This is a genomic window from Pararhodobacter sp. SW119 (genome assembly GCF_017811755.1).
Lineage (GTDB): Bacteria > Pseudomonadota > Alphaproteobacteria > Rhodobacterales > Rhodobacteraceae > Pararhodobacter.
In genome coordinates, this window is sequence record NZ_JADDJF010000108.1 from 1 (window position 1) to 4,702 (window position 4,702).

The 4,702-nt window shown below is 63.0% G+C and carries 4 protein-coding genes and 1 pseudogene; 2 read left to right on the top strand and 3 right to left on the bottom strand.

The genetic code is table 11. The features are described from left to right. Positions 1 to 409: 409 nt before the first annotated feature. Positions 410 to 751: pseudogene (locus tag IM708_RS21495) on the top strand (helix-turn-helix domain-containing protein); the annotation flags it as partial. Between the two features lie 427 nt (positions 752 to 1,178). On the opposite strand, the gene IM708_RS20375 reads toward IM708_RS21495, so the two are convergent. Beyond that, positions 1,179 to 1,898 (bottom strand): hypothetical protein, encoded by a 720-nt coding sequence (locus tag IM708_RS20375; RefSeq protein WP_209428391.1) that lies wholly within the window; start codon positions 1,896 to 1,898, stop codon positions 1,179 to 1,181. Between the two features lie 373 nt (positions 1,899 to 2,271). Here IM708_RS20375 and IM708_RS20380 point away from each other — a divergent pair, with 373 nt between their 5' ends. After that, entirely contained in the window at positions 2,272 to 3,348 is a 1,077-nt protein-coding gene (locus IM708_RS20380) for a hypothetical protein (protein ID WP_209428392.1), read from the top strand. Positions 3,349 to 3,669: 321 nt separating this feature from the next. On the opposite strand, the gene IM708_RS20385 is transcribed toward IM708_RS20380, so the two are convergent. Both IM708_RS20385 and IM708_RS20390 read right to left on the bottom strand, forming a co-directional pair. Beyond that, entirely contained in the window at positions 3,670 to 4,284 is a 615-nt protein-coding gene (locus IM708_RS20385) for a DDE-type integrase/transposase/recombinase (protein ID WP_209428393.1), read from the bottom strand. A gap of 23 nt (positions 4,285 to 4,307) precedes the next feature. Next, positions 4,308 to 4,592: a hypothetical protein gene (locus IM708_RS20390; protein ID WP_209428394.1), complete on the bottom strand. Its 285-nt coding sequence runs from the start codon at positions 4,590 to 4,592 to the stop codon at positions 4,308 to 4,310. Between the last annotated feature and the right edge of the window lie 110 nt (positions 4,593 to 4,702).

Below are 4,702 nucleotides of genomic sequence, written 5' to 3' on the forward strand. Positions count from 1 at the left end.
GGCGACCTCCACCCTGCTGGTGCTCATCCTGCCGCCGGCCCTCTATGCCTTATTCAACGATATGCGGCGGCGGGGAACGTTGGATGCTGTCGCAAAAACCTGAGCTTCAGGCGGCGACAGGTATCGTGCCAGCATCGACGTAACGCTGTCCCGGCATTATCAGGTGATCTGGCTTATGGCGCTACTGCGGAGCAGTTTCATTCAATCAGCCCAACAATTCCAATGGGCATTCCATTGGAAAGCTGAAATACCACGCCTTCGAGTAATCCGGTAATACCAGCGCACGCTGTTGCGGACTCACACAGGGGATTCCCAAAGCGCTGGAATTCTGAATCCATGAGGCGAACCAGAGGGAGGGTTCGGCAAGGCTGCTGCGATTTCGCTTCGGGATGATTTTGACGCGTTCGCTCTGCGGGGAGAGAGCAAGCAGACGAAGGATGCCGCTCAGGCGCGGCGGCTTCTGGCGCTTGCGGCAATTTAAGACGGAGGCTCCCGCACTGACGCGGCGCGGATCGGCGGGGTCGGGTTGTAGACCGTCCGCGACTGGGTGCTGCGCTTCAACGCCGGCGGTCCGGCCGGGCTGATCGACGGTAAGGCGCCGGGCAATGGGTCCAAGCTTGACGATGCCCAGCGTCAGGCTTTGGCGGCCATCGTCGAGCGCGGCCCGATCCCGGCGATCCATGAGGTGGTGCGCTGGCGCCTCGCGGATCTGGAGCAATGGATCCGGGAAGAGTTCGGGATCTCGCTGAGCTAGACGACGGTACTGATCACCGTCGCAGGCCGCGGCGTCCATCTTGCGGAGTCGGATGCCGGCAAGGTGCGTCTGCCATTCGATCTGCTGCTGCGCTCGCTAGCAAAGGACAAGGGCGCGCTGTCGGGGTGCATCGTCCTGTCAGGGACCGGCACCGATGGCCGACAGGATCCATCGTCCCGAACAGAGAATCACGAACATAATCTCTTGGGGATACTATGATTCAGGTTTCTGCCGAAAAGCTGTGGTCTTCGCTTTTCGAGAAAATGGCGCAAGGCGCGCTCACCATTCTGAACTTCTGAAGGACAATAGCTCACATCGCTCTCAGCGCCCGACCTGATCGGTTTTCGCTCTGGCGCTTGATCTCGAGCGCGATGCTCCTCAGCGTACCGGGCTCGGAGCGAAGGCTGAGATCGATCGGACCGGGTCAGTTCAACGACGGCAGATCAAGTGCGGCCCGGATCGACTCGATTGCGGCCTCGACCATAGCCGGATTGGCACTTGCACCCTCCACGAGCGCGCGCAGGGTCGAGCGCTGTTCGGAGGTCAGTTGTTCGGCGTCATCGATCAGGGCGAGAACCTCGTCGCGGTCAAAGTTGGCGGGCGTGAGCAATTCCTCGGCTTCGGTTGTTGCCGTGGCTGTGGCCGCAGACCCGGCGGTGGCATCAGTTTCTGCAGCGTCTTCGACGCTTCCTCCCGAAACACCCTCGGCTAGGGCTTCCGACTCGGTCTCGGACGTGGCTGCAGCATCCGCGGTCGGCGTATCGTCGATGATCTCGGCCGTAGTGGTGGTCTCATCGGGATCCAGAACGACGGCTTCTTCGGTCTCCGATTGCACCACGATTGTGTCCTCGGTGATTTCATCGCCGACCACGATGGCATCGTCATCGCGAACAGCCTCTTCCTCCTCGGCCGCGGCATCCTGCGCGGTCCGCGCCTCGGCCTCCTCTGCTTCGCGCGCCGCCTGCTCGGTAGCTGCCGCCTCTTCTTCCTGACGCACAAGTTCCTCGTCGCGCGCTACTTGCGCCGCCTGTTCGGTGCGCTGTTCCTCAAGCCGGGCTTGTTCTGTCTGACTATTGTACCAGAATATGCCGCCGATCACGACAGCGACTGCGGCAACGATTGCAATGATAATTCCTGGACGCATGGGATGACCTACTCTTCTCTGAAGCCCTGGCGGCAGCATTCGACTGCTGGTGGACCGGTTCCGATGGTCGCGTCGCAGCATGCCACGATGCGAATGCTGTCAGAACCGCGGGCGGCGGTTTTCGTTCCAGCCCAGGGCTTCTGACGCGCTTCGGCGCCGGCGGCAGCACGCCGTCACCTCGAACTACGCAGGAGGCCAGGAACGTGACCCCGCACCCGAGATAAGGCCCGCGCCTCGCGATTTCCGCAAGTAGGTCCGACTTTTTTCGTCTCGGAAACAATGCCTTATCCGAAAGGGACAGGAACATTGGAACACGCGGTGGCGATACCTGTTGTTGGTGTACCCAAAGCAACCAATCCAGCAGGAGTCCACCATGCTCAGACAAACCACGCGCGCCGCGCTTCTCGGCACGGTCGCAGCTTTCGCCTTCAGCGGGACTTACGCCCAGACGGCTGACCAAACCGACGACGGCCTCGATACCGAAGCTTGCGTCGTCTTGGCCGAACGGCTCGCGGACGATACCGAGGTTGATGCAGAAGTGCGCACCGAGGTCGAGAACGTCATCGCGACAGGCGACGTAACGCAGTGTCACGTCGTTTTCACCGCCTGGGAAGAGGAGGGCACGATCGATCGCGAAACGCTCGAGCTCGTCGGCACCGAACAGGTCACCGAGCGGATGATCGTGCAGCAAGAGATCGAGGTCGCAGCCGACGTCGCAGTCTATCAGCCGCCTGCCGAAGTCGAGGTGGACACCGGAACCCCCGAGATCGTGTGGACAATGCAGCGCCAGAGCGTCACAATCGACGAGCAGGCGCCGCAGATCACGGTTCGTCAGGGTCGGCCCAGCGTGCATGTCGAGGTGCCGCAACCGCGCGTCACCGTGATGATCCCCGAGCCCGAAATCATCATTACCTGGCCTGAATCCACACTCGACATGTCCGAGCTTGAACCGATGATCGAGGTTCGCATCCCCGAGCCGGTCGTGACCGTCAACATGCCTGATCCGATAATCGAGTTGACGATTGGCGGCGCCGCCCCGTCCGACCTGGTCGAGCTTGAGGACGGTCGATTTGCGCCGCAGGGCGCCACGCAAGAGGACCTCCAGCCCCGTATATCGATTCAGCAGCAGGAACCGACGGTTAGCCCGGGCCATGAAGCCGAAGCCCCCGAAATTGTCTTCAACCGTGGCGAGCCGAGGGTGACATTTGAAGGCGAAGAGCCTGAAGTGACGGTCGAAGTCGTCGGTGAGCCAGAGATCCGGGTTTCCTCTGGGCAGCAGGGCGGCGAGGCGAACGTCACGATCCGCGACAATGCTGCCGAACGCGACGGCGCGGCCGAAGATGAGCGCGAGATGTCTGCGGAGGACGGAGCACCGACCGAGGGCGAGATAGTGGCTGAGGAAGTAGAAGGAGAAGTCGATGAGGAAGCCGACCAACAGACCCGCGACTGATAGGGATTGATCAGCCGAAATTGCGTGCCGGTACCTAGTGCGTAAGTATGACAGCGGCACCCTCGCACAATGGCAAGGGTGCCGCAGAACAGGCGGCAAAGGTGCCGAGATACCAACCTGCGCTTCCCCTGACGCGGCCCCATCTAGTGGTCCACCATTTGGGATAGCATTATCCCGTTCAGGAGGACCAGAGATGGCAGGAAAGCGAGACAAACCCGAAGACATCGTGCTGAAGCTTCGGCATCTCGAAGTGCTTCAGGGACAAGGCATGGCGATCAGCGATGTACCGCGGCCCGGTTTTGAGACAGCGCTTTGCGCCGGTCATGCCGCCATCTTGAACCCCGTGGCGGCTTCGGTTTCAAGGCCGGATTGACCAGCCCTGATCTGATCGGGCGTTTTGTGCCCGTGCCGCTCGCGCAGCCAATTGGCGTTGTAGAGAGCGGCGAAGGCGGCCAGGGCCAGCCGGAGTTCCTCCACCGTGGCGAAGTGCCGGACCCAGAGGAGTTGCTCCTTCAGCGTCCGGATTGCCCGCTCGGCCACGCCATTGCCCTCGGGCTGACGGACGAAGGCGGGCGAGCTTGTCATGCCGAGGAATCGGCTCTCGCTCTGGAAGTCGCCCGACATGTAGTTGGAGCCGTGGTCATGGCGCAGGCTGAGGCCCGTCGCCACTCCGGCCCTGCCGAGCGCCCCGAAGTGCTTCGCCACACCCTGCCGAACCGGCTCCAGCGCCTCCCAGCGGCTGGCGCCCGATGCGGCGTGGATGCCGACGAACTCGCCCGAGCAGTGATCGACCGCGACGAAGACGTAGGTGCGGCCTTCGGCGGTCGTGATCGTCTCGGTCATATCCGTGCCCCAGACCTGATCCACCCGCTCGGTCACGATGGTCCCGTCATGGGGATGCGCCGCCCATGGTGCCGGCCGGTGAGGCGCAAGCAAGCCATGCTCCTTCATGATCCGCCTCACCCGGCGCGCCGCAGTCCGCACCCCCGGAAGCGTAGCCGCGCCCAGATCTTGCGATAGCCCTCGCCGATGAACGGGGAAGCCTTGATCACACCCCGGATCGCCGCCAGAAGGTCGGCGTCGCTGGCGGCGCCCTCGGGACCGCGACGACTGGGAGGGTGCGGTTGGTTCGCCGCCGTCGCAAACCGCCGCCGATACAAGGTCGCTCGCGACAGGCCCCAGAGCCGGCAGACGCTGGCCAGCGGATAGCGGCGGCCGACGGAGGGCGAGAGGATGCCGGTCATCTCCACGACCTCCGCCCGGCCAAAGGGCGGCCCGCCTCCAGCTTGTCGAGCTTCGTATGGAGGAGTTCGTTCGCCATGGTGATCTCGCCCACCTTCGTTTTCAGCCGAGC

Coding starts and splice junctions, on each gene's coding strand:
- IM708_RS20375 (WP_209428391.1), bottom strand. CDS start 1,898: ATGCGTCCAGGAATTATCATTGCAATCGTTGCCGCAGTCGCTGTCGTG.
- IM708_RS20380 (WP_209428392.1), top strand. CDS start 2,272: ATGCTCAGACAAACCACGCGCGCCGCGCTTCTCGGCACGGTCGCAGCT.
- IM708_RS20390 (WP_209428394.1), bottom strand. CDS start 4,592: ATGACCGGCATCCTCTCGCCCTCCGTCGGCCGCCGCTATCCGCTGGCC.